The organism is Dyella sp. 01L423 (genome assembly GCF_056399945.1).
The window spans coordinates 404,679-428,899 of sequence record NZ_JBFTSI010000005.1 but is presented as its reverse complement, the minus strand read 5'-3'; the positions used below and the strand labels follow the sequence as shown (position 1 = coordinate 428,899).

The window sequence follows — 24,221 nt, the reverse complement described above, 5'->3', positions numbered from 1 at the left end:
AAACAACCTTGAGTGAGGTAAACGTGTGGCCTTCGCTCGACGCTCGACGCGTTTTTTTTCGGGCCTATACCTTTCAAGAGCCGTTTTTTGCGCAACCGGGCACCTCCGATTGCATGAATCTTTTCTTACAGGCGCCCGGCTTTCGTGTCAGTTTGATTCGAGGCGACGATGCGCACGCGATCGCGCTCCTCTACGACGCGCACATCCGGCAGCGTGGCCAGGTAGGCCGCGAAGGCCTGCGGATTGTCCGCGTGGAAGATGCCGCTGATGCGTTCATCGGCAATGCTGCCGTTCTCGATCACCAAGGGCTTGCTCGTATACGCATTGAAGCGCCGCGCGACGTTGCCGATGGTTTCGTGCTGGAAACGAATCTCCGATGGCAACCACGCGGTGACCTTGGCCACCTGCACAGGCTGCTTGGTGCTCACGCCAGCGATGCCGAGTGAAATCTGCTGGCCCGTGGTGAGATCCGCCACCGGATCGGCATTCAACAACGCTGCGAGCCCACCCTGCTTTGATTCATCGGCTGCATTGAGCACGCGTACGCGACCGCTGATCACGGTGAGCGTGTCGCCGTTGGCATCGCGCTTCACGTCGAACACGGTGCCGATGTCTTGCAGTACATGGCCTCCAACGTTGACCAGCATGGGTCGATGCGCATCCTTGCCAACGTCAAACAAGGCATTGCCCTTGATCACTTCGATGCGCCTGAAGTGCCCATCGAAATGCACGTCGATCACACTGTTTTTATCCAGCTGTACCAGCGTGCCGTCAGGCAGCGTCACGGCGCGCACAGCCGCCACGTCGCCCTTGAAACTCCGCTCTACCAATCCGTTGGCATCGCGCCAATAGCCGACACCGAGCCAGGCCATTACCACCGCCGCGGCCAGTCCGGCCACGCGCATCGCCACCCGGCGTGCTCGTCCGGGCTGTGGAACATGTTCCTTGCGAATGGCGCTGCCCACCATCGGGAACATCACCACCGGATTGTCGCGACCTGCCTGATCCACCAGCTGCTCAACCGTGAGCGTTTTCAACGCGGCCGCGGCCTTGAAGTCGCCGTGCATCTGCACTACCGCGAAGTACTCCGCCACATGGCGGGGCGAAGCGCGCAACCAGCCGAGGAAAGCCACGCGCTGGCGCTCCGTCAAAGGCTCCTGTTGCTCGATATACCAGGACACGGCCTGCTCAGTGATGCGACGCGCCTGCCGGGCAGCGTCGAATTGCGTTGAATTATTCATAGTCGGCCATCCTTTGCCGGCACGCCGCCAGGCCTTTCACGACGTATTTCTTCACCATGCTGGTCGAGATGCTCATGCGCTCGGCGATCTCGCGATACGACATCTCATCGCGATAGTGCATGATCAGCACCGCCTTGCACTTCGGCGACAGGCGGTCGATCAGCACGCCGAGGCGCTCTTTGCGCAGATCGCTGTCCATGTCCGCTTCGAGATTGGTCGGCGCTGCCAGCTGCTCCACCACCTGCTCGAGCTCATCACTGCCCAACGGCGCCTGCTGGCGGAGCACGGCATGCTCTTTCACCAGGTTCGCGGCTACCGTGAACAGATAAGCCTCAGGGCTGCGGATATTGGCCGCATCCGCGGGCTCGATCCGAAGCAGGCGCAGATAGACCTCCTGCACGAGGTCTTGCGCATCCCAACGATGCGCCACGCGGCGCAGGAAGTACTTGCTCAGCGTCGCGCCTTTCTCCGCGAACAACGCCGACCACGCCCCATGCTTTTCACGCACCGCTCCTCCTTCCACCGTGTTCGCCGAGGAAGGCTACGGTACTCAGACGGCACGGAGCCTAGGGTGGTGTTGTGACCGCTTCGTGACTTCGACGGCCCGTGCATGACAATCGTGGCGCCTGTCACAGTATCCTCGGGAAGACCGAAAGCCCGTGAGGGCTGCCACTCAATCACAGGATGCCATGCATGCAGAACCCGATGCGCGCGATCGTCGTCATGGGCGTGTCCGGTTGCGGCAAGAGCAGCGTTGCCGAGGCTTTCAGCGAACGCATCGGCGCACGCATGATCGAAGGCGATGCCTACCATCCCGAACAGAATGTGCAAAAGATGAGGGCCGGCACCGCGCTCAACGACGCCGACCGCCAGGGCTGGCTGGAGCAGCTGGCCATGGAGCTCGCAAGCGTCGTAGCCACTGGGTCCATCGCCGTGCTCGCCTGCTCGGCACTCAAGCGCCACTATCGCGACACGCTGCGCACTGGCGCTTCCGACCTCGGCTTTGTCTTTCTCGACGTGTCACCAGAAGTCGCCCTCCAGCGCGTCAGCCTGCGCTCCAACCATTTCATGCCCGCGACGCTAGTCGAGAGCCAGTTCCGCGATCTGGAGCCGCCGACGGACGAGCCGCGAGTCTTGAGCGTGAACGGCGCGGAGCCGCTGCAGCTCATCGCCGATCGGGCGCAGCAGTGGTGGAAAGCAAGCAACGCGCTGACGCAAACCGGTAGCGAACGCGATCATTGACGCGCTGTTTCAGGCGAGTAGGCGAAGCTTGGGTTCGCGATCCCATTGCCGTGTCTTGGCGGCCTTGATGAAGGACTTGAGGTCGGCCGCATCGACCACGCCGGCATCCTTCCCCACGTTGCCGGCCTTGAGTACCAACTGACCGCCCGCATCCGCTGCAATGGCCTTGAGATGGCCAAACGCATCGCGGCCAAAGTCCACCGCGGCGCCGACCTTGGCGAGGTTTTTACCGGCCTCCTGGGACAGCACGATGGCCACGGCGTCGAACACCGTGGATGGAGTTCCGGCAAGTTGTCCATCGGCGTTGACGGGCTTGCCGTCGCTCAACGTAACGCCGAGGCGCGGCGCCACCAGCTTCGCCGTGGCGCCCGCATCCACGACAGCCTTGCGCAGCGCGCGGACCACACTGGCATCCGATCCATCATCGACCAGAATGCCCACCGCACGACCCTTCAGCGTGTCCTTCATCTTGCCAATGATTTGCAAGGCGGGCGACGGTGGCATGTCGATTGGCTGCACCTGCGCGGGCGGCGCGGGCGGGAGCGCCGCCAAGCCCAGTCCGTTGGCCACGCGTTGCGCCAGATCCGGGTCGATATGGCGCAAGTGACCCACGATCGCCTCGCGTACGCGAGGCGTACCCACCTTGGATAGCTCAAAGGTGATCGCCGAAGCGATGTGCGCCTGCTCCGGCTTGGTCTGACTGCGAAAGAACAGCCGTGGCTGGCTGTAATGATCTGCAAAGCTTTCGGCGCGGATGCGACCTTTGATGCCGTCATCTCCGCTGACCACCGCGCTGGCGAAGCCCTCGCGAGTCTCCCGCGGCGTATCGTCCTGCAGTGAACTGGGTTCGTAATTGACGCGCCCCTTGGGCACTTGCATTTGCATATGGCCGTCGCGCTGCATATTCGCGTACGGACACTTCGGCGCGTTGATCGGAATCTGGTTGAAGTTGGGCGAGCCCAGTCGCGATAGCTGTGTATCCAGATAAGAAAACAGTCGACCCTGCAGCAACGGATCGTTGGAGAAATCGATACCCGGAGGCACGTTCGCCGGGCAAAAGGCGACCTGTTCGGTCTCGGCGAAGAAATTGTCCGGCCAGCGATCCAGCACCATGCGACCGATCACGGTAAGCGGCACCAGCTCCTCGGGTATCAGCTTGGTGGGGTCGAGATGGTCGAACGCAAGCGCGTCGGCTTCCTCCTCGGTGAACAGCTGCACGGCCAGATCCCACTCCGGATAGTTGCCGCATTCGATGGCCTCGAACAAATCGCGCCGATGGAAATCATTGTCGGCGGCCTGCAGCTTCACGGCCTCGTCCCACACCGTCGACTGAATACCGAGCTTGGGCCGCCAATGAAACTTCACGAACGTCGATGCGCCTTTGGCGTCAACCAGTCGGAAACTGTGAACGCCAAAGCCTTCGATCATGCGCAGCGAGCGAGGGATGGCGCGGTCGCTCATCGCCCACATGATCATGTGCATCGCTTCGGGCATCAGTGAGATGAAATCCCAGAACGTGTCGTGGGCGGACCCCGCCTGAGGAAACGCACGATCGGGCTCCATCTTCACCGCATGAACGAGGTCCGGAAACTTGATCGCATCCTGAATGAAAAAGACCGGGATATTGTTGCCCACCAGATCCCAGTTGCCTTCCTTGGTATAGAACTTCACCGCAAAGCCACGCACGTCGCGTGGCGTATCGACGGAACCTGCTCCCCCGGCCACCGTGGAAAACCGCGTGAACACCGGCGTTTTGACTCCGACTTCGGTGAGAATCCTCGCCTTGGAGTAGCGCGCAAGCGACTTCGTCAATTCGAAATAGCCGTGCGCAGCACTGCCACGGGCGTGGACGATCCGTTCCGGGATACGTTCGTGATCGAAGTGGGTGATCTTCTCGCGCAGAACAAAGTCTTCCAATAGCGTCGGCCCGCGAGGGGACGCGCGCAGCGAATTCTGATTGTCCGAGACGGGGATACCTTGATTCGTGGTCAATGCCGGATGGTTGCCGGCAGATCGCTCATGCAGTTCGTCGCCTGAACCTCGCTCAGCCGTCTTCGCCACGGGCGGCTTGCCTCCCTTGTCCGGCTTGGGCAAGGCCTTTTTGGTAGCCATGGTGACACCTCCCGCAGAGCGCGGCTCAGCGAATGAAGGTCAGCATGGTCTGCGTTAAGACGTGAACCCACTGTCGTACTTGCGTTCGAGGTTCAACAGTTACTTGTAGCCAATCACCATGGCTTCACACCCTGGTCTCCGGCTTCATGTCATAGGACTTCTGAACAAGTTCGGATCGTTTACCTAGACCGTCCGTCGCCCTGCGCGTCCAGACCTGCAAGGACTGCTCACGCACACCTTCGGAGAGTTCGGGTGCCACGACGTTGCGGAAGAGCACCGACTCGCCCGTGATGACATCCGCAATACTCTTGAACGCCAACGACGGCTCGAACTGCTCGAAGGGAAAGGAGAGCTTCGCATAGTCGAATACGCGCGTGGACGGGTCGTCGTCCCAGTCGGCGGGCGCCAGGAAGCCGGCGTCGTTGAAGCCCGTGAGATACGGTCCCGGGTTGATCACCGCGACCTGGACGCCAAATTCCTGCAGTTCCATGGCCATGGTTTCCGCGATCGCTTCAAGTGCGTGCTTCGATGCGCCATACATGCCGACGAAGGGGCCGGACAGGATCCCGACGACGGACGACATGAAGATGATCTTGCCGCTCCGTCGCTTGATCATGTTCCGGGCAATCCCTTGTGTCAGCAGAACGGGGCCGATGACATTGACCTCGAACTGCCGACGCATGTTCGCGCCAGGGATGTCGACGATAGCGCCACCCTCGATGATGCCAGCGCCATTGACCAGCACGTCGACCTTCCATGACATCGCACGTCGACGATCACCCTCCTGGGTGACATCAAGCTTCTCGATGCGAAGATGGACGCCACGTTCCTGCGCCTGCAGTTCGAGCGCCCGAACCTGCGGATAGATTTCCACGCAGGCGATCACATCGTAACCGCGTGCGGCGAGTTCAAACGCGGCCCCATTGTTGAGGCCGCTACCCGCTCCAGTGATCATTACTGTGGTCATTGCCGTCTCCCGTCAGGATGACTTGCCGGGAAAGCCGGCCGCCGCCGCACGCGCCACTTCTTCGTCCTGGGCGCCGTTGCCTCCACTGGCGCCGACGGCGCCAACCACCTGGTCATCGAGCTTGATCGGCATGCCACCGGGGAAAATAATGGCGCGACCGCCCAGGCCGTTGGCGATGCCGTAGAAATCGCCTCCCGGTTGCGCGATCTTGGTGATCTCGCTCGTGGCCAGCCGACAGGAAAGGCTGGTATACGCCTTGTCGTATGCCAGTACGACGCTCGACAGCGAAGCCCCATCCATCCTGGCTTGCGCAACGACAGTCCCGCCCGCGTCCACTACAGCGATCGTGCTGGGCGAACCGATCTTGTTGGCGTGGTCGATGCCAGCCTGGATAACGAGATTCGCGTCGGCAAGGCCGAGTGACTTGATCGTGATCATGATCTGCTCCTTTGAATTGCCACTGGGTCAGGCACCGCACGTGGCGAGCAAGTCGCCAAGCTCGGTGCGTTAAAGGGATACAGCGCGAACGCGGAAGTACTTCATGGAACCGGCAGGCGGAAGATCGTGGATTCAATCCGGGGTTGTGGCTCCAGGCGATCACCGCCACTGGTCAGAAGTCTTCTGCGTGGCAACGACCCACCTGGCTCGTGTGAGCAAGTCGACCGGGCACACGCGATGGATCATCTGGGCCCGCCAGGAGAATCCGAGGCGGCGATCTCTTCGGAACGTGGCACCTGAGCCGCCCGATCCGCCTCCTGGCGAACTCATAGGACGCCCAGGCGTGGCCCACGATGGCCGCGTGCGCAGCCGATCGACCTGTGACGTGATAGATGATAAATCCGGATATCACTAAGAAGACGTCAACACTGGATCTACCAAGAGCTATCGCGAGTGGTTTCGCCCAGTGCGTGCGCATCGGTCGGACGTCCCAAATCAGGCGGCCGCGGAGCAACTTCAGCGTGGCGACGTCATGCAGTCCTGGAATATTTCGGTAGCGCATGCCTCCACCCCTCCTATCAATGTCGTGTGCGCTAAAGCCGCAGCAGGTGAGTTGCCCCTGCGACCGATCACAACATCCGCTTGGCTACGCCGTCGCGGTTGATGAGCAGATGCTTCAGTACGGCGCCGAGATGAAGAATCAGAAGGCCGCCGAGTGCCAGAGCGAGATCGACGTGGATGGTCCCGAACAGAACGCGCAGCGACTCGCTAGGGGCGAAAAGATCAGGCCAGTTCCATAGACCGAAAAAACTGACCGGATGATTTCCCGCGACGCGATGCGCGTAGCCGGCGAGCGGGAGCACCAGCATGGCCAGATAGAGCAGCCCATGGACGCTATGCGCTATCCACACCTGCCAGGGCGGGATGCTGCCGGGCAGCGGCGGCGGTCGGTGACCCAGTCGCCAGATGATCCGCGCAACGGCCAGCCATAGCACCACGGCGCCGATCGATCCATGCCAGAACAAGATGCTGTTCCACTCCGGCGACTTATGGGAGTAGCCAGGGAAACGCTCCATCCGCAGACCGATGGCGAGGTTGGTCAGGATGAACAGGGCCACCAGCCAATGCAGAATTTTGGCGGTTTGTGTGTAGCGCGCGGCGGCAGATACGGGAACCAGCATGAGCGTAGGACCTTGTTGGATGGGCTGAGCGCCAAGCCCTTCGATGCCTGGCGCTATCCACATAACCAGGCTGCGGCCCGATTTATTCCATCAGCCGCAAGCGCGGCTGAGCGTGTCCCTGATGGGATCGGGTACCTAAGGACACGCCGCCTCAATCCGCCCTACTTCCCAAGAAATCCTTCGGCGAATTCCTGCGCGACGGCAATGAAGGCACGCGTCGCCGCGGAACAATAGCCACTACGGCGGCGTAGCAGAGCCGCACGACGCGCTCCCAGGGCGGGCTGCAGCTTTATCGCCGCGAGTCCGGGGCGGACCACATTGGCCGGCAGGATCGTTGCCAAGTCATTGTGGCGAACGATCTCCATCAGAGCCTCGATCGAGTTTGCCTCGACGACGATGGTCGGCCGAAGATGCTTCGCATGGAAATACTCGTCAGCCAGCCTGCGCGTCGAAAACGATGTGTCCAGAATGGCCAAGGGCATCTGTGCCAACTCCTTGGCCGTTACCACCGCCTTGCGCGCGTCCCTATGCCCTTTGCCGACGATCAACATGGGACGCTCCTCGTGCAGCGGCATCGCCTCGATGTCTTCCCCGGGGAGATCGCCGAAGCCTATGCCCAGATCCAGCTCATCGTCCCGAAGTGCCGGCTCGATGACTTCCTGTGACGAAACCCGGACCGTCAGCGTTATACCGGGGTAGTGTTTGCGGAAGCGCTGAAGCGCGGGCCCGATGAAATAGCTGGCGACACTGGGCGTCACGCCCAGTCGCACGCTTCCCGTGGAAAGATCTTCGACATCACGAACCGCACGTGCCGCCTGATCCAACTCATCCAAGGCGCGACCCGCATGTTGAAGGTAGATCATCCCCAGATCCGTAGCACGGACCTTGCGGCCGGAACGATCGAGCAGTTGCGCACCCAGGCGCTCCTCCAGCTCCTTGATCTGTTGCGACAGCGCCGGCTGCGAAACATGCAGCGCCTGGGCCGCGCGGGTGAAACTCCCATGCTCGACAACGGCTTTGAGATAGCGGACATGACGGAGGACGGTCACTTATAACCTTCAGCTTATGGCTTCCCTAAGAAATCGGTCTTGGACAGTTATAGCTCGACGCCGTAACTTTTTCACCAGGCGGGCACAGCGGTACATCGCCTGCCAATCCCGAGCCATTCTTAGCCTCGCTCACGTCCGCCACGCGGAACGTAGCCCCCGATCAGCGGAGATTTGACCATGCAACAGTTTGCGCGAGTCCTCACCAGCAACGGCGTCGTCCCCGTCATCCTGAAGGATGGCAAGCACCTGGATCTTCGCCCGATCCTGCCCGACATCACCGCCGATGCCATCGCCAGCGGCGTATTGAACGCGGTCGATACCGCCGGCCTCTCTCCCGTCAAGGGTGACTTCAGCTTCCTCTCGCCCATTGCGGATATCCGCCAGGTTGCCGCTACGGGCTTCAATTACCGGAAGCACATCGAAGAGTTCAAGATGACGCCGCCGACCGAACCGGAAGTCTTCATGAAGGCCATCAGTTCGTTGTCCGGCCCGAATGATCCGATCTCGCGCGGCCCCAATCCCAACGTGAAGCTTGATTGGGAGGTGGAACTGGCGATCGTGATCGGGCGCGAAGCGACCGATGTCACGGCCGAGGACGCACCTGGCTATATCTTCGGTTTCGTGTGCATCAACGACGTTTCCGATCGCGATACCCAGGTCGACCAGCAAGGCCAGCAGCATTTGGTACGCGCCAAGTCGCGCCCCGGTTACTCGCCCGTGGGTCCGTACCTGACCACCGGCATCGATGGCATGACGCTCGATGTGTGGACCAAGCTCAACGGCAACTATGAGCAACAGGGAAACACCAGCGACATGCTTTTCTCGATCAACGACCTGCTGGCCTATTTCTCGACCCATATGACCCTGCTGCCCGGCGACCTGATTGCAACCGGCACGCCTCCCGGCGTCGGTTTTGGCAAGAACCGCTTCATGCAGGTGGCCGATGTACTTGAATGCGGTATCGCGCATCTGGGTGCGCAGCGTCACGAGATTCGCCGCTGAGCGTTCGCGATGTGCCGGCACGTTGCGAACCAACCATCGGGGTGAGACACGCTCACGCGATCGAATCACCACTTTGTTGCAGTCCGGGGCCGCAGCTAGCAGCCCCGGACTGCTCGTGCTACCCGCGCTTAGTGGATAGCCGTATAGCTGGCCGGAATCCAGGTATAGCTATTGGTGCCGGTAGCGCGGATGTGGCCTACGCCGGGGAACGACAAGTGGGCGCCGGCGATCCAGTACCCTTGCTTGGCGGCGTCGGCCAACAGCTTCAGACGGGCTGCCTCGGCAGACTTGTTGTCCGCATCGAAATGAATCGTGACTGTGGGTTGAGCAAATTGCACCGCGCCCACGTGGACCACGTCACCCCAGGCCAGCAGCTTCTGGCCTTCGCTCTCGATCATGTAACCCGCGTGTCCAGGTGTGTGACCGGGTAGCGGCACGGACTTGATGCCAGGCAACAGCTCCGCAGCGCCATCGAACGGCTTGTACCTGCCGGAGTCGACATACGGCTTGAGTGCGGCCTGGGCACCTTGGAAGAAGCCCTTGTCATCTTTTCCGGCCTTATCCAGGTTGGCTTGGCTCAGCCAAAAATCGCCTTCGCGTTTGTCGGCGCGCACGAGCGCGTTGGGGAACACGGCCTTGCCGTTGGACACCAAGCCGCCAATGTGATCCGGATGCATGTGAGTGATGTAGATCTCATCCACCTGCTCGGGCGTGTAACCGGAAGCCTTCAGCGCATCGACCATCTTGCCCAGGTTAGGACCAAACATTGCGCCTGCGCCGGTATCGATCAGTACGAGCTTGTCGCCGGTATTGATCAGAAACGCGTTGAAGTTCATCTCGTAAGGCATGCTGATGTAGTTCGCCGCTAGAGCCTTCTTCACCTGCTCAGGCGTGGTCTGTGTCAGCAACTGGTCGACGGGCAACGCCGTCGTGCCATCGGAGAGCGCGGTGATTTCGAACTTGCCAAGCATGAAACGGTAGTACGCAGCACCGGACTTCTTGATCTGCGGCGCCGCCGCTTGAGCCTGCTGCACTGGCGCTGCCACAGCGCCCAAGCCAAGGATCACGGCCATTGCAAGGCCGGCACGCATCAACATACCCGAAGATTTCATTATCGTGACCTTATTGTTTGCAGGATAGCAACGTTGGTACCTCGCGGCGTTGCCCCGGCGAGGCGGGGAAGAAATCGAGGTTTCACATTCTGGACTGAATGGTCCACAATGCAGCCACACGCTGTCAAGGTGATGACGTCATGCCAAAAACCCTATCCCGCGCCGGCCGACCTCGATCGTTCGATCAACAGGTGGCCCTAGGCGACGCCCTGGACGTGTTCTGGCGCAAAGGCTACGAAGCCACGTCGCTGGATGACCTCACCGAGGCAACCCAACTCAGCCGATCAAGTTTTTACGCGGCGTTTGGCTCAAAGCGCGAGCTCCTCCTGCATGCCTATCGGCGCTATGCCGATGCGTTCTACGCCGACATGAAAGCGCTGGCGGATGAACAAGAAGATACCAACGCCACTCTGCGCGCCGTGGTAAAGGCCCTGGTGGACACCCAGCCCGATGATCGCGGCTGCTTTTGTGTGAATGCCATCGTGGAGCTGGCCCCCAGCGACCCCGAGCTGGCTGAGCTCGGGCGCGCGCATATCCAGCGTATGTGCGCACTGCTCGAAGAACTCATCACGCAACACGGCACCCGGCGGCCTCTGGCACGTGCTCAAGCGGCCACGCTGATGACATTGACTATGGGCAGCGCGGTGTTTCGTAAAGCCAGTGTCGCCGAGGACACTCTCAAATCGGTGCAAAGGCAGGCCCTTGGTTTGCTTGACCTTGCTTAAGCCGGATGTACTCGTCCGATCAAGTCCGCTGTGGGTCAAAAACGGACCTAAGGCGATCCTGCACCTATAGCCATTGCTGGACTCATATTCGTGGCGGCATTCGTCCGAATACAGAGATGCCCAAGCGCAAAGTCCACCAAAAGAGTGTTTCCCTCGAAAAAGAACTCATCAGAGTGGTTCCGTGGGCCGATCGGTCCCTGCTTGATTGCCTGCAACGTCACGACCTCGCCTATTCACTCCGCTAGCGATGGAGGTACGGAGGAAACGTCGTACTCAATTCTGAATTCGCCGCCTTCGCCTTGGATAACGAATCAATAAAATGAACATCGACTGAGCATCCCATGCCTCAATGGGCAACCGGCGGCCTTCCCCACGGAACTAATCCAGCTTAGGGCGTTGCGCAACGCGACCTGCACTTTGCTGCGGGCCTCATTGGCATCTACGCGGCCCGCGTTTTCACGATCAAGAAGTTGATGGTCAATGAATTTGATGCCTAAGTTTTCGTCGTATTTAATTACCTTGGCAACAGCCCGCGCAATGATTGAATCGCGCAAGGTGCCACCAACAGCCATCAGCCAGAGCGCATAAAGAACACCATGGGCAATCCAAGATTAGACCGCAATAATATTATTGTGATGCTTTGTGTTAGCTTGATTTCATTTTATTTCTATATCATGCCCCATGAGGTTCTAGGGCATGGCGTCACCATGTTCTTGTTCGGTCACAGAGAATTCTTTTTGAATTCGACGTCAATAGACAATATCGATCATGTTTCGCATTATTTTGGCGGAGAGACATTTGCAACAGACATCATATCTGTCGCCGGATCGTTTGTTGATGTTGTTATCGCCCTCGCGCTTGGGGCCTATTTCCTGAAGATATCGAAAGAGCGTTGCTCCGGTGCGCTGGCTTATTTCTTGTGGACCTGCGCCGTCGCAAATATGTTTGCCGGTGTTGTATACCCTGGATATTCAGCGATATTCGGCGTCGGTGATTTTGCTTTTTTCTATCAAATACATGATGCAATTTATCGAGACTTACTTCGTGTATTCGAACTGGCCTTCAGCATAGTAGCGTGCATTCTTACCGTCAGATGGGCAGCCGCCACGCTTCCGAAATTCTCGGGAAATGCTTATAGATTAACGATGCCGGCTTATTTTTTCGTGAGTGTCGTATACATTCTGGTTGGCCTAAGAATGCACGACACCGGTCTTCTGATTACATCGACCATTCCGACGACGCTCCTTGGAATGGCCGCTTGGCCTTTATCCGCCATCCTGTCCAAGGGAGCCAGCCAGACCGCAGAGATTGAGCCTATTCGTTTCAGCTGGTTCTGGGTGATTTTTGCCGTCATATGCATCATCGCCATTACGATGACGGCACCCGGAATTCACATCAGGCTCTGATAACAGAGCATGGGTATGCAACTCGTTCCGGTTACAGCTGAGTGAAGCAGGCAGCGGGTGAGCTACCCCAACCGAACGTTGGGGCCTGACGTGTCTCGCATCTAGTCGGCGGCGCCCTGCTGGGGCCCGCGAGATAGGGGGCAGAGCCCATTTCCTCGGTGATCCAAGCCGACCGATGGGCACGCGCCGTACGGCATCATCCATGCGAGGCCAGACATCTGCCTCGGCAACCACCACGCACAAACAAAAAGCCCATGGCGACCATGGGCTTTTCGAAATTACGCAACGATGTTGTCGCTGATGAAAATCAGAACGGAATATCGTCATCATCAAAGCTGTTGTTCTGTGCCGGCGGGGCCGACTGGCGCTGCTGGTTGCCGAAGTTGTCGCCACCGCGCGGGGCGCCGCCGAAGTTGTCGCCGCCGCGGGCCTGGCCGCCACCGTAGTTGCCGCCGCCCTGGCGCTGCTGGCCGCCACCGCCACCGCCGCCACCCTGGGCGCGCTGGAAGTTGCCGCCGCCGCTGCCGGCCGCGCCGCCTTCCGTACCGCCGCCGAGCATCTGCATTTCTGCGGCGATGATGTCGGTGCTGAAGCGCTCGACGCCGTCCTTGTCGGTGTACTTGTCGGTGCGCAGCGAGCCTTCGATATACACCTGGCGACCCTTCTTCAGGTATTCGCCGGCAATTTCAGCGAGGCGGCCGAACAGCTTGACGCGATGCCACTCGGTGCGTTCCTGCTTTTCGCCGCTCTGCTTGTCGGTCCAGTTCTCGGAGGTCGCGATGCGGATGCTGGTAATGGCCGTGCCATTGCCGGTGTAGCGGGTTTCCGGATCGGCGCCGAGGTTGCCGACGATGATGACTTTATTGATGCCACGTGCCATGGATGGGTTTCCTCTGTGAGCCGGCGCTGCGTTCTTGGGCAGTCAGCACCGGGATGTTGGTCCGGCGGCCATCATAACCGTGCCCCGGGCGCGGAAGACAGGATTGACCTGCGCCGGGGAACCGTGAATAGAGCCAGCCTTCGCCCTGCCCCGATGTGCGGGGTGGACGAAAAAACGTCCGGGAATCAGACCACTAAACACTCTCACGGGCTGCGACACCCAATCCGGCGGCTCAGGCGCCGCTGATAAAGCGGTAACCCACCCCCGGCTCGGTCTTGAGCCAACGGGGCGTGGTCGGGTCGTCACCCAGCTTTTGGCGCAACTTGCCCACAACGATGCGCAGATAGTGGCTGTCGTGGGTATGGGTGGCGCCCCAGATCTCGCGCAACAGCTGCTGCTGAGTCACCACTCGGCCGGCGTGGCGCAGCAGTAGCGCGAGCACGGCGTATTCCTTGCGCGTCAGCGAGAGCTGCGCGCCCTCCAGCCACACTTCGCGGCGTCCGAGGTCGATGACGAGCTGGCCGTCGTCGTAGCGCTGCATCGCTTCGGGCTCACCCTGACGGGTACGCAGCAGGGCGCGGAGTCGCGCCATCAACTCCTGGATGCCGAATGGCTTGGTCACATAGTCGTTGGCGCCGGCGTCGAGCGCTTTTACCTTTTCGTTTTCCGAATCGCGAACGGAAAGCATGATGACGGGCACGTGCGTCCATTGGCGCAACTCGGCGAGCACTTCATGCCCCTCGCGGTCCGGCAAGCCGATGTCGAGTATCACCAGATCGGGCGAGCGCGTCGCGGCCAGCGCCAGGCCTTCCGCCGCATTCGCCGCGAGCAATACCTCGTAGCCCTCGGCGCGCAGGCCGATGTCGAGGAATTTGCGGATCTGTGCCTCGTCGTCGATGACCAGGACACGTGCGGCAGAGGTCATACGTGGTTGGTCGGCGGCGCCGGCAGCGGCAAGGTGATGCGAATGGTGGTGCCAATACCGTCGCCCGGCAAGGCCTCGACGCTGCCGCCGTGGGCGCCGATCATGCCGCGGCAGATGGCCAGGCCCAGGCCGGTGCCCTGCGGCGCGCGATCGCCGCGCGACACCGAGTAGAACATGTCGAAGATGCGCGCACGCTCGTCTTCAGGGATGCCAGGCCCGCGGTCGATCACATCGATCTGGATCTGCTCGCCCTTGGGACGCACGACCACACGCACGGCCTGGCCCGGCGGTGAGAAGCGCGCGGCATTCTCCAGGATGTTGAACAAGGCTTGCTCAATCAACGCCGGATGCACGTAGAGCAGCAAGGTCTGCGGCGGCAGTTCGATGTCGACCTTGAGGTCGGGAAACAGTTTGCGCAGACGCGTGGTAGCCGCCGCAACGATTTCGGCGGCATCGGTCCAGTCGCGATTGAGCTTGAGCGTGCCGTGCCCCAGCTTGGTCATGTCGAGCAGGTTCTGGATGTAGCGATCCAGCCGCTGCCCTTCGCCAAGAATGGCCTCCAGCAATTCCTGGCGCTCACTGGGCGGCAATTGGTCGCCGTAGCTCGACAGCGTGCCGGCAGAACCAATCATCGAGGCAAGCGGCGAACGCAGGTCGTGCGAGACGGACGAAAGCAGCGCATTTCGCAAACGCTCGGTTTCGCCCTGCACACGCGCACCTTCCAATTCCTCGGCCAACCGTGCGCGCTGCAGCGCCTGACCGATGTCCTGCACCATGGTCAGGGCGAGGCTGCGTTCGTCGGTGGACGGTTCGCCCTGCCCCGCAGGGAGGCGCAGCGCGGCGACGCCGAGATGATTGTCGTCGTTGCCCAGCGGCAACACCCAGCAAGGCGCCGCGTTGAGCGTGTCGGTGAAACGGCCGGCTTGCTCCGAATGCTTTTCGCTCCATTCGGCAGCCCCCAGATCCTGCGAGGTCAGGTCGAAATCACGCGGCGACGACGCCACCACGCGCAACACCTGGCTCGCGTCGCGCGCCAACACGGCTACCTCGCAACGCATCACATGTGCCAATGCGGAGGCGCCCACGCGACGGATACCTTCGGCATCCGTACTGGTGGAAAGCCGCTGTCCCAACGCGAGCAAGGCCCGCGCCTGCGCATGAGCCGTGCGCAGGGACTCGACCTGGCTGGCCAGCTTGGTCGCCAATCGGCTCGCGACCAAGGCGGCAACGAGGAACAGGCTGACCGCCAGCACATCGTCGAAGTTGGCGATCATCAAGGTGTAGCGTGGCGGCGCAAAGAAAAAGTTGTAGCCGATGAAGCACAACAGCGCCGTATAGACGGCCACCGCCATGCGCGTTCTCACGGCCACTACCAGCACGGCGGTAAGGAAAATCAGTGAGAGGTTCGCGACGGACAGGTAACGGTCGGCGATGAACGACAAACCGAAGGCCACCAGCGTGGCGAGCGTCGCATAGATATATTCGCCGCGACGCCCGGACCCTCCCGGCATGCGCAGACGCAGACGCGACTTCGCCCGCTCCGCCGGCGTGGCGATGATGGTCAGTTCCAGATGCGCGCCACGACGCAACAGCAGCTGGGTCAGCGAACGGCCGAGCATGCGCGCAAGCGGGCGTTCACGCGTGCGCCCAAGGATGATCTGGCCAATGCCTTCGCGATCGGCATGGGCGATGAGCTCATCCGCGATGGCGTGGCCGCGCAACACCACGGTATCGCCGCCGAGACGGCGCGCGAGGCCCATGGCCGCATCCAGTCGCTCGCTGCGTGCCTTGTCGAGTGTCACACCGGTATCGACGAAGGCCACGCTCCACGGTGCGCCACGCCGTTCGGCTATGCGGCAAGCGATACGCACAAGATATTCGCTCTGCGAATGGCCATCGATGGCAGCAAGCACGCGGCGACGCACCGGCATGGCACCGCCGCGCGCGAGCATGTGCTCGCGCAAGTCGCTATCCACATGACCGGCGACGGTATCGACGGCCAGCTCGCGCAGCGCAACGAGGTTGGTCGGCGAGAAGAATGCATCGAGCGCCGCCGCCGCGGTCTCGGGCACATAGACCTTGCCTTGCTTCAGGCGCTGGATCAGCTCACGCGGCGGCAAGTCGACGAGCACGATGTCGCGTGCACGATCGAGAAAGGCATCGGGCACCGTTTCGCGCACGGTGACATTGGTGATGCGCCGCACCTGGTCGTTGAGACTCTCCAGGTGCTGCACGTTGAGCGCGGAATACACCTCGATGCCCGCTTCGAGCAGCTCGGCAATATCCTGCCATCGACGCTCATGGCGCCCACCCGGCAAGTTGGTGTGCGCGAGTTCGTCGACTAGGATGATGTCGGGGCGTCGCGCGAGCGCCGCATCGAGATCGAACTCGGTGAAGTCCCGCCCCTTGTAGTTCACCTTGCGGCGCGGCAGCTGCTCAAGCCCGTCCAGCAGCGCGGCCGTTTCCTGCCGCCCATGCGTCTCCACCAGACCAATCACGACATCGATGCCCTGGCGCTTGAGCTCTCGTGCCGCGGACAACATCGCGTAAGTCTTGCCTACACCCGGCGCCGCACCGAGGAAAATCTTCAGGCGACGCGTGCGCTCTTCCTGCATGGCATCCAGCAGGGCATCGGCACGTGCTTCGCGAGTGGGTTCGGACATGGGTGTCGTTGGGAATGGGGTGGGATAAGGGTAGGACTTGGGGTTCGGGGCGGATAGTGCACAAGCTAAGAATAGGTTGCACTTACGCGAGCACCCGCCCCTCACCCCAACCCTCTCCGTGCAGGGGAGGGGCAGAAGTGATGTGCACCGCGAACAGGCCTACGCGATGCGAAGCGAGCTCCGCTTTAAGTCCTCAACGCCACGGCGCGTTGCGAAGCGCTTTGAACTACCGGCTATGTAGCGGCGGAGGTTGCCAAGCAACGACCCACCTCAAGCGTTCGGGCTTATCCACGCGTAATGCTGCCAGCTCTTCAGGCCATTTTCTTTGGGTTACTTTTCTTTTGGGCCAGCAAAAGAAAAGTGACTCGAGCGGCGGCAGCCGATCGAAACGCCCGCCGCGTAGGCGGCACGCTGGCGGCAACGCGACAATCGAAGCGCAAAGTCACTGGATTCCTGCTTTCGCAGGAATGACGAGCAGGAAGGCTTTCGCGAGCACCCGCGCCTCACCACCGTAAGGGTGGCGATGCCCAAACCCTCTCCCCAACGGGGAGAGGGAGAAGTGAGGACTCACCGCCCATCCAAAGCCAAATTCAACTTCAACACATTGACCCGCGGCTCCCCCAACATCCCAAACTGCCGCCCGGTAGTCGCCATCGCCACCATCGCCTGCACCTGTGACGTGCTCAAGCCACGCACCTTCGCCACCCGCGGCACCTGGTAAGCCGCAGCCGCCGGCGAAATCTCCGGATCAAGACCACTGCCCGACGCCGTCACCAGATCCACCGGCACCGCCGCCGTATTGGCCGGATCCGCCGCACGCAACGCTTCGATGCGCTGCTTCACGGCATCCGTCAGCGCCGGATTCGTCGGCCCCAGGTTCGAGCCCGACGACGACAACGCGTTGTTGGGTTGCGGCGAGGTGGCCGAAGGACGACCCCAGAAATACTTGGGGTCGTCGAACGACTGGCCGATCAGCATGGAGCCGATAGGCTTGCCGTCCTTGGCGATCAGGCTGCCGTTCGCCTGCGACGGGAACAGCACCTGGGCCACACCGGTGACCACCAGCGGGTAGGCCACGCCGGTGATCACGGTCATCAGGAGCAGCATCACGATGGCGCTGCGAATCAGCTTGCCCATGGTCTTTACCTCAGTAGTGAAGGATGGTGTCGACGATGGCGACTGCCTGGTAGTTCTTCTTGCCGGCGTTGTACGCATTCACGTCGTACGAGTGCTCGTAGCGGATCTCCGGACGGATCTCCAGATCCGGCGACACCCAATGCGTCAGGCCCAGCGTGTGGCTGCTGTACTTGGTGGCGTAACCGGTGCGCTGGCCCTTCTGGTCGTTGTAGAACTCGTTGCGGAACGAAATCATGTTGTTCGAGTTCAATTCGAAGTTGAGGTAGTTCACCACGCCGTATTCGCCCGCCTTGCCCGGGTACGGCGACGAGGCAACGACGCCCGGCTCGCCGTCCGGACCGAAGCCCGAGATATTGCGGCCGTACATGTAGTACGCCTCGGTCTGCATGTGCACGCTCTGGCTGAAGCGATGGCCCCAGGTCATCACGTACATCTGCACGTTGTTGTAGTTGTAGTCGGAGGTGTTCCAGTTGTTGACGCAGGGGTAGAGCATGTCGTTATTGTCTTTCGACACCCAGCGTACGCAGGCCTGCAGTGCGGGGCGTGCGGAACGGTTCCACGGCGCGGTGTCGTTGCTGGCGTTGATGCCCAGCTGCACGGTCCACTGCTGGTTGAGCTTGGTCGTGGTCATGATGCCGGTCTGGGTATACGGATCGACCGTGTACAGGATCGAATGCGTGACCAGGTAGTTCTGCGGCGAGAACTGCGCCTCGATGTCAGGCAGCGACAGGTAACGACCGATACGCACGACCATGCCTTCGGCCACCGTCGGAATGTACAGGTCGTAGTAGAACAGCATCGGGTCGATGCCATAGACCTTGCCCGGCAGCGGACCGTTCGAATTGGGATGGTTCAGCAGCTGGTTGCTGAAGACGCCCTTGGTCACCGTGTAGTGATAGTCGTAGCCATACAGCGTGGAAATGTTGAAACCCCAATCCACGTGGTCGGTCTGGACGGTGTCTTCGACACGGGTGATGTTGAACACGAACTGGTCGAATTCCACGCGATTGGGACGCGTCGCATACGACAGCGGATAGTTGGTGAAGCTGGACGAGCTCACATTGGCGGACGGATTGATCCAGCCGTTGACTTCGATGCGGTTGCGCTTCATCCAGTTGCCAAGCTTGGTGCACGACAGCGCTTTCTGCAGTGGATACTGGCCATAGGCCACGGGCACGCCAATCGGTGCAGCCACGCCGCCGAGCTGCCATTCGCCATTGGGGAACGGCGGGGAGTCCAGCGGCGCATCCATCGCGCGACGCGGTGCGGCCGGCGCATTCGGGTCGGCAGGCTGGGCATCTGCGCGATAGGCCGCGCCGAGTCGGGAGAAGAAACCCTGCGAGCAGTCGTCGTTGGCAGCCGCCGGCGCACCGGCCGAGCCGTCATCGAGACCTGCCGCCGGCATCACGTCGGTGCCCGCAACCGGCGCCGCCGCAGCGGCCGCTTCGCCCGCGGGGGCAAGCGCCAACAACAATGCAAACGAAAGAAGCTTCTTGGACATCATGGGTGTTCCTGAAACCGGCTCGGGGCGAGCCGTCCTTTTTCTGTGGGTAGAGAGGGTGGGACCGCTGTTCCGCGGCCTTGCATCAAATGCCGGCGTAACCGCCGAGCACGTATTCGTCTTGCTCGCTGTTCGGAGCCTGGGTGTCGCGCGTCTGGACGCGCGGGCGACCCTGCACCGGCAGTGCGATCACCACATCGCAGGCGGAGTCGTCTGATGAGAGACGGAGCTCCATGTCTGGGTGGGTGTCGTCGGGCAGCGAAACGGAAAGCTTGAGTACTTGCATGGCAAAGACTCCGGAGATTCCAGTAGTGCGTGAGTAATGAGAGGGCTTAGGCAAGACCGCAAAGCACAAGCAACATGTCGATCAACTTGATGCCGATGAAAGGCACCACGATGCCGCCAAGGCCGTAGACCAGCAGATTGCGGCGCAGCAGCGCACCGGCGCCCAACGCACGGTATTTCACGCCTTTAAGCGCCAATGGAATGAGAAAAATGATGATCAGCGCATTGAAGATCACCGCCGAAAGAATCGCGCTCTGCGGCGTGGCGAGCTTCATCACGTTAAGCGTGTTGAGCGCCGGATAGGTCGTCGCAAACGCCGCTGGGATGATGGCGAAGTACTTGGCCACGTCGTTGGCGATCGAGAACGTGGTCAGCGAGCCGCGCGTTATCAGCATCTGCTTGCCGATCTCCACCACTTCGATCAGTTTGGTGGGATTGGAATCGAGATCCACCATGTTGCCGGCTTCTTTGGCCGCCTGCGTACCGGTATTCATCGCCACCGCCACGTCAGCCTGGGCGAGCGCCGGGGCGTCGTTGGTACCGTCGCCGCACATCGCCACCAGGCGGTTTTCGGCCTGGATCTTGCGGATGAGCTTGAGCTTGGCTTCCGGCGTGGCTTCGGCGAGGAAATCATCCACACCTGCTTCCGCAGCAATGGCGGCGGCAGTCAACGGATTGTCGCCGGTGATCATGATCGTCTTGATGCCCATGCGACGCATCTCGGCGAAACGCTCGCGGATACCGCCCTTCACGATGTCCTTCAGCTCGATCACACCCAGCGCCATGGCGGCTTCGGTGACGATCAGCGGCGTGGCGCCACGACGGGCAATGTCCTCGGCCATGCGCTTGACCAGCGGCGGCAGGTGGCTGCCATTGGATTCGAGGTAGCGCTCCACGGCGTCCAGCGCGCCCTTGCGGATCTGGCGCTCGCCGAGATTGACGCCGCTCATGCGGGTCTGCGCGGTGAACGGCACGAACTCGGCGTGACCTTCTTCCAGCTGGCGCTCACGGATGCCAAAGCGCTCCTTCGCCAACACCACCACGCTACGGCCTTCCGGCGTTTCGTCGGCCAGCGAAGCCAGCTGAGCAGCGTCGGCGAGCGTGTGTTCGTCGACACCCGGTGCCGGCAGGAAGGCCACCGCCTGGCGATTGCCGAGCGTGATCGTGCCGGTCTTGTCGAGCAGCAGCACATCCACATCGCCAGCTGCTTCCACCGCGCGGCCCGAGGTGGCGATGACGTTGGCGCGGATCATGCGATCCATGCCCGCAATGCCGATGGCCGACAGCAGCGCACCGATCGTGGTCGGAATCAGGCACACCAGCAGCGCCACCAGCACGGTGAGCGTGATGGGATTGCCCGCACCGGCCGCCTGCACGCTGTAGATCGAATACGGCAGCAGCGTGGCGCAGGCGAGCAGGAAGATCAGCGTGAACTTGGCCAACAGGATGGTGAGCGCAATCTCGTTCGGCGTCTTGCGACGCGAGGCGCCTTCCACCATCGCGATCATGCGATCGAGGAAGCTCTCACCCGGGTTGCTGGTGATGCGCACCACCAGCCAGTCGGACAGCACCCGCGTGCCACCGGTGACGGCGCTGCGATCGCCGCCGGACTCACGGATCACCGGCGCGGATTCACCCGTGATGGCGCTTTCGTCGACGCTTGCCGCGCCGACGACCACCTCGCCATCGCCAGGCATCTGCTCGCCCGCTTCCACCAGCACGTGGTGACCCACGCGCAATTCGGTCGACGGCGTATAGGTGATCGGCGCGTCCTTATAAGGCGCGGACAGACGCTTGGCCACCACGTCCTTGCGCGAGCCGCGCAGCGCAGCGGCCTGCGCCTTGCCACGACCTTCGGCCAGGGCCTCGGCGAAGTTCGCGAACAACAGCGTGAACCACAACCAGATGGTCACCCAGAAGATGAAGCCGGTCGGCGCTTCGCCGTGGCCGGTCAGCGCCTGCACCCACAGCAAGGTGGTCAGCACGCTGCACACGAACACCACGAACATCACCGGGTTGCGGAACTGTTGCTTCGGCGAAAGTTTGCGGAACGAATCGGCGATCGCCTTGAGGATCAGATCGCGATCGAAGCTGCGAACGCCGTGGACAGGGGTATGAGTCGTTGTCATGGATTTGCTTCCTTTGGGCGCTGATCAGCGCACCGACATCAGGAATTCAGCGATCGGACCAAGCGCAAGCGCAGGCAGGAAGGTGAGCGCACCCACCACCACCACGACACAGGCAAGCAAGGTGACGAACAGCGGCGTATGCGTGGGCAGCGTGCCGGCCGAGGGCGGCACGTGGCGCTTGGCAGCGAGCGAGCCGGCCATGGCGAGCATGGCGATGGCGAGCAGGAAGCGCGACAGATACATGCACACGCCCAGCAGCACATTCCAGAACGGCGTGTTGGCTGAGAGCCCACCGAACGCGCTGCCATTGTTGTTCGCCGCCGACGACACGGCGTACAGCACTTCGCTGAAACCGTGCGCACCCGGATTGGACACACCGGCCACGCCGGCTGGCGTCATCACCGCGATGGCCGTGCAGATCACCACCAGGGCGCAAGGCACCAGCACGGCGAGGCTGGCCATCTTCATTTCGTGCGCTTCGATCTTCTTGCCGAGGTATTCCGGCGTGCGACCCACCATGAGGCCGGCAATGAAGACCGCGACCACGGCGAACGCGAGCATGCCGTAAAGACCCGAACCGACACCGCCGAAGATCACTTCACCCAGCTGCATCAGCCACATCGGCACCAGGCCACCCAGCGGGGTGAGCGAGTCGTGCATGGCATTCACTGCGCCGCACGAGGCTGCCGTGGTGATCGTGGCGAACAGGCCGCTGGCAGCGATGCCGAAGCGCGTTTCCTTGCCTTCCATATTGCCGCCCGCCTGGAAAGCGGAGGCTTGCTGATCCACGGCCAGTCCGTGCAGCGCAGGGTTGCCGGCCTGTTCTGCGGCGATGGCGCCAAAGCAGAGCGGGACAAAAATAAGCAGCATGGTGGCGAGGATCGCCCAGCCCTGGCGGCGATCGCCGACCATGCTGCCAAAGGTGTAGCAAAGACCGCCCGGAATCAAAAAGATCGCCAGCATCTCGATGAAGTTGCTGAAAGGCGTCGGGTTCTCATACGGATGCGCGGAGTTCGCATTGAAGAAGCCGCCGCCATTGGTGCCCAACTGCTTGATCGCGATCTGCGAGGCAGCCGGACCCATCGGCAGGGTCTGCGTGGTGACCGTGGTGGACTTGGTCATGTCCTTGCCGGCCGCATCCTTAACCGTATTGCCGGCGGCATCCTTTACCGTTTCCACTGCCGTCGTGTTCTGCATGAGCGGCACGTCGACGTAGGCTTTGAAGTTCTGCACCACACCCTGCGAAGACAGCAGCAGCGCAATGACCAGCGAGAACGGCACCAACACGTAAAGCGTGGTGCGGGTCATGTCGACCCAGAAGTTGCCCACGCTGTCGGCGCTGCGACGCGTAAAGCCACGAACCACCGCCAGCAACACCGCGATGCCGGTGGCCGCGGAGAGGAAGTTCTGCACCGCCAGGCCCAGCATCTGGGTCAGGTAGCTCATGGCGCTTTCGCCGCCGTAGGCCTGCCAGTTGGTATTGCTGGCGAAGCTGATCGCGGTATTCATCGCCAGGTCCGGCGACAGCGCATCGAAATGCTGCGGATTGAGCGGCAACCACTGCTGCATGCGCTGCAGTGCGTACACCGCAAACAGGCCGAGCATGTTGAACACCAGCATGGCGATGGCGTAACGGCGCCAGCCCATCTGCTCATCGCTGCGCACGCCGGCGAGGCGATAGAGCAAACGCTCCAGCTTGCCGCCCACGCGATTGACGCCGTTGGGCGTATCGGCAAACGCCAGGGCCATGTACGCGCCGACGGGCTTGATCAGCACAAGCAGCACGGCCAGGAAAAGCACAACCTGGAAGAAATCGAAGGTGGTCATTCGAACCACTCCGGCTTGAGCAGAGCCACGCACAGGTAGCCCGTCAAGGCCACCGCAATCACGGCAGCCACGAGGTAGAAAGCGTTCATAGGTGGATCTCCCGCAGGAAAAGCGCGCGCCAATGACGTCGTCGCCAGCGGCGACGACCGGCGATCAGGGACGGCGGCCGAGGCGGTCGCAGATCAGCAGAAAGCCGAGCGCCGCCGCAAACAGCACGATCGAAAAAAGCAGACAAAGGGCGTCCATCGAAGTCCGACTCACCGTCTTGGTTAACGGTGCAAATTGTCGGAAGCGGCGCATAAGAAAGGGGTAGCGAATTCACCCCACCGCGTATAGAAACCGTAAAAATTTGCCCTTGGGGCCTGGCAAACCCCTTGTGGGAGCGCACCCTGTGCGCGA

Annotated in this window: 22 protein-coding genes; 4 read left to right on the top strand and 18 right to left on the bottom strand. The window is 61.5% G+C overall.

Annotation, left to right across the window (positions count from 1 at the left end; genetic code table 11):
- Positions 1–125: 125 nt before the first annotated feature.
- A complete protein-coding gene (locus tag AC1DMY_RS16095; protein WP_477165923.1) occupies positions 126–1,241 on the bottom strand; it encodes a FecR family protein in 1,116 nt (371 codons plus the stop codon).
- Complete coding sequence (locus tag AC1DMY_RS16090) at positions 1,234–1,749, bottom strand: RNA polymerase sigma factor (RefSeq protein WP_477165922.1); 516 nt, start codon at positions 1,747–1,749, stop codon at positions 1,234–1,236. The genes AC1DMY_RS16095 and AC1DMY_RS16090 overlap by 8 nt, the downstream gene beginning before the upstream one ends.
- 185 nt (positions 1,750–1,934) lie before the next feature.
- Here AC1DMY_RS16090 and AC1DMY_RS16085 point away from each other — a divergent pair, with 185 nt between their 5' ends.
- Complete coding sequence (locus tag AC1DMY_RS16085; protein WP_477165921.1) at positions 1,935–2,483, top strand: gluconokinase; 549 nt, start codon at positions 1,935–1,937, stop codon at positions 2,481–2,483.
- Positions 2,484–2,492: 9 nt separating this feature from the next.
- Here AC1DMY_RS16085 and AC1DMY_RS16080 read toward each other — a convergent pair whose 3' ends face one another.
- The 5 genes from AC1DMY_RS16080 to cynR all read right to left on the bottom strand — a co-directional run bounded on the left by AC1DMY_RS16080 (position 2,493) and on the right by cynR (position 8,230).
- On the bottom strand, positions 2,493–4,595 hold the full coding sequence (locus tag AC1DMY_RS16080) for a catalase (RefSeq protein ID WP_477165920.1): 2,103 nt from the start codon (positions 4,593–4,595) through the stop codon (positions 2,493–2,495).
- Between the two features lie 124 nt (positions 4,596–4,719).
- Positions 4,720–5,562, bottom strand: coding sequence for an SDR family oxidoreductase (locus tag AC1DMY_RS16075; RefSeq protein ID WP_477165919.1), 843 nt, complete (start codon positions 5,560–5,562; stop codon positions 4,720–4,722).
- Positions 5,563–5,574: 12 nt separating this feature from the next.
- Positions 5,575–6,000, bottom strand: a complete 426-nt coding sequence (locus AC1DMY_RS16070; protein WP_477165918.1) for a GlcG/HbpS family heme-binding protein — start codon at positions 5,998–6,000, stop codon at positions 5,575–5,577.
- Between the two features lie 629 nt (positions 6,001–6,629).
- The gene (locus AC1DMY_RS16065) at positions 6,630–7,181 is read right to left on the bottom strand and encodes a cytochrome b (protein ID WP_477165917.1); all 552 of its coding nucleotides are present in this window, start codon (positions 7,179–7,181) and stop codon (positions 6,630–6,632) included.
- 161 nt (positions 7,182–7,342) lie between these two features.
- Positions 7,343–8,230: a transcriptional regulator CynR gene (gene cynR / locus AC1DMY_RS16060; RefSeq protein WP_477165916.1), complete on the bottom strand. Its 888-nt coding sequence runs from the start codon at positions 8,228–8,230 to the stop codon at positions 7,343–7,345.
- A 177-nt stretch (positions 8,231–8,407) separates the two neighbouring features.
- On the opposite strand from cynR, the gene AC1DMY_RS16055 reads away from it, so the two are divergent.
- Positions 8,408–9,232: a fumarylacetoacetate hydrolase family protein gene (locus AC1DMY_RS16055; RefSeq protein WP_477165915.1), complete on the top strand. Its 825-nt coding sequence runs from the start codon at positions 8,408–8,410 to the stop codon at positions 9,230–9,232.
- Between the two features lie 128 nt (positions 9,233–9,360).
- Here the strand turns inward: AC1DMY_RS16055 and AC1DMY_RS16050 are convergent, their stop codons facing one another.
- Positions 9,361–10,323: an MBL fold metallo-hydrolase gene (locus AC1DMY_RS16050; protein WP_477165914.1), complete on the bottom strand. Its 963-nt coding sequence runs from the start codon at positions 10,321–10,323 to the stop codon at positions 9,361–9,363.
- A gap of 161 nt (positions 10,324–10,484) precedes the next feature.
- On the opposite strand from AC1DMY_RS16050, the gene AC1DMY_RS16045 reads away from it, so the two are divergent.
- A complete protein-coding gene (locus AC1DMY_RS16045; RefSeq protein WP_477165913.1) occupies positions 10,485–11,069 on the top strand; it encodes a TetR/AcrR family transcriptional regulator in 585 nt (194 codons plus the stop codon).
- A 311-nt stretch (positions 11,070–11,380) separates the two neighbouring features.
- Here AC1DMY_RS16045 and AC1DMY_RS16040 read toward each other — a convergent pair whose 3' ends face one another.
- Positions 11,381–11,623 (bottom strand): hypothetical protein, encoded by a 243-nt coding sequence (locus AC1DMY_RS16040; protein WP_477165912.1) that lies wholly within the window; start codon positions 11,621–11,623, stop codon positions 11,381–11,383.
- A 42-nt stretch (positions 11,624–11,665) separates the two neighbouring features.
- On the opposite strand from AC1DMY_RS16040, the gene AC1DMY_RS16035 reads away from it, so the two are divergent.
- On the top strand, positions 11,666–12,475 hold the full coding sequence (locus AC1DMY_RS16035) for a hypothetical protein (protein WP_477165911.1): 810 nt from the start codon (positions 11,666–11,668) through the stop codon (positions 12,473–12,475).
- Between the two features lie 307 nt (positions 12,476–12,782).
- Here AC1DMY_RS16035 and ssb read toward each other — a convergent pair whose 3' ends face one another.
- From ssb to kdpF, 9 genes are all read right to left on the bottom strand, one after another.
- On the bottom strand, positions 12,783–13,355 hold the full coding sequence (gene ssb, locus AC1DMY_RS16030; protein ID WP_477165910.1) for a single-stranded DNA-binding protein: 573 nt from the start codon (positions 13,353–13,355) through the stop codon (positions 12,783–12,785).
- A gap of 232 nt (positions 13,356–13,587) precedes the next feature.
- Positions 13,588–14,280 (bottom strand): response regulator, encoded by a 693-nt coding sequence (locus tag AC1DMY_RS16025; protein ID WP_477165909.1) that lies wholly within the window; start codon positions 14,278–14,280, stop codon positions 13,588–13,590.
- A complete protein-coding gene (locus tag AC1DMY_RS16020; protein ID WP_477165908.1) occupies positions 14,277–16,943 on the bottom strand; it encodes an ATP-binding protein in 2,667 nt (888 codons plus the stop codon). The genes AC1DMY_RS16025 and AC1DMY_RS16020 overlap by 4 nt, the downstream gene beginning before the upstream one ends.
- A gap of 567 nt (positions 16,944–17,510) precedes the next feature.
- Positions 17,511–18,080: a potassium-transporting ATPase subunit KdpC gene (kdpC, locus tag AC1DMY_RS16015; protein WP_477165907.1), complete on the bottom strand. Its 570-nt coding sequence runs from the start codon at positions 18,078–18,080 to the stop codon at positions 17,511–17,513.
- Positions 18,081–18,090: 10 nt separating this feature from the next.
- Positions 18,091–19,584: an outer membrane beta-barrel protein gene (locus AC1DMY_RS16010; protein ID WP_477165906.1), complete on the bottom strand. Its 1,494-nt coding sequence runs from the start codon at positions 19,582–19,584 to the stop codon at positions 18,091–18,093.
- An 82-nt stretch (positions 19,585–19,666) separates the two neighbouring features.
- Positions 19,667–19,867 carry a hypothetical protein gene (locus AC1DMY_RS16005; protein WP_441604380.1) on the bottom strand — a complete coding sequence of 67 codons (201 nt, stop codon included), beginning with the start codon at positions 19,865–19,867 and terminating at the stop codon, positions 19,667–19,669.
- A 46-nt stretch (positions 19,868–19,913) separates the two neighbouring features.
- Positions 19,914–21,995 (bottom strand): potassium-transporting ATPase subunit KdpB, encoded by a 2,082-nt coding sequence (gene kdpB, locus AC1DMY_RS16000; protein ID WP_477165905.1) that lies wholly within the window; start codon positions 21,993–21,995, stop codon positions 19,914–19,916.
- A gap of 24 nt (positions 21,996–22,019) precedes the next feature.
- Positions 22,020–23,822: a potassium-transporting ATPase subunit KdpA gene (gene kdpA, locus AC1DMY_RS15995; RefSeq protein ID WP_477165904.1), complete on the bottom strand. Its 1,803-nt coding sequence runs from the start codon at positions 23,820–23,822 to the stop codon at positions 22,020–22,022.
- A complete protein-coding gene (kdpF, locus tag AC1DMY_RS15990; protein ID WP_121882515.1) occupies positions 23,819–23,911 on the bottom strand; it encodes a K(+)-transporting ATPase subunit F in 93 nt (30 codons plus the stop codon). The genes kdpA and kdpF overlap by 4 nt, the downstream gene beginning before the upstream one ends.
- Positions 23,912–24,221: the final 310 nt, after the last annotated feature.